We start from the raw sequence: 483 nt of genomic DNA, 5'->3' as shown, positions 1-483 counted from the left end.
GGTGGCCGGCGGCGTAGCCGGCCACCAGCTGCGCCCGGACCTCGGGCGCGAACTCCGCCTGGGCGTACGCCTGCACGCTGGCCACCAGGATCGCCCGCTGCTCGGGGGCGGCCGCCAGCAGGCCGTCGACGAATCCGCGCAGCCGGTCCAGCGGGGTGCCGCCGGCGTCCGGTACGACAGCCGCCGCGATGGCGTCGCCCCAGGCGTCGAAGGTCTCCATGACGGCGGCGTTCAGCAGGGCCTCCTTGCTGCCGAAGTGGTAACCGATGGAACCGAGGTGAGCACCCGCCGCCGCCACGATGTCCCGGGCCGTGGTGTGCGCGTAGCCCTTCTCCACCAGGCACTTCTTCGCCCCCGCCAGCAGGTCCTCGCGCTGTCCCATGCCGGCAGTGTCGTCCACCTTTTGAACGCCCGTCTTGTACAAGCGTCTTGTACAAGCGTCTTGTACGGATGTACATTCGCCCCGTGACGACCACCGCTCCC

At 70.6% G+C, this 483-nt stretch carries 1 protein-coding gene; it reads right to left on the bottom strand.

Features of this window, described 5'->3' with window-relative positions:
• On the bottom strand, positions 1-382 hold a 382-nt coding region (locus tag EAD96_RS23505; RefSeq protein ID WP_147457919.1), incomplete at its 3' end, for a TetR/AcrR family transcriptional regulator.
• Between the last annotated feature and the right edge of the window lie 101 nt (positions 383-483).

The sequence above is a fragment of the Micromonospora sp. BL1 genome (assembly GCF_003667485.1).
GTDB classification, from domain to species: Bacteria; Actinomycetota; Actinomycetes; order Mycobacteriales; family Micromonosporaceae; genus Micromonospora; species Micromonospora tulbaghiae.
The sequence above is the reverse complement of the archived record's forward strand: the minus strand, read 5'-3'. Positions and strand labels throughout refer to the sequence as shown.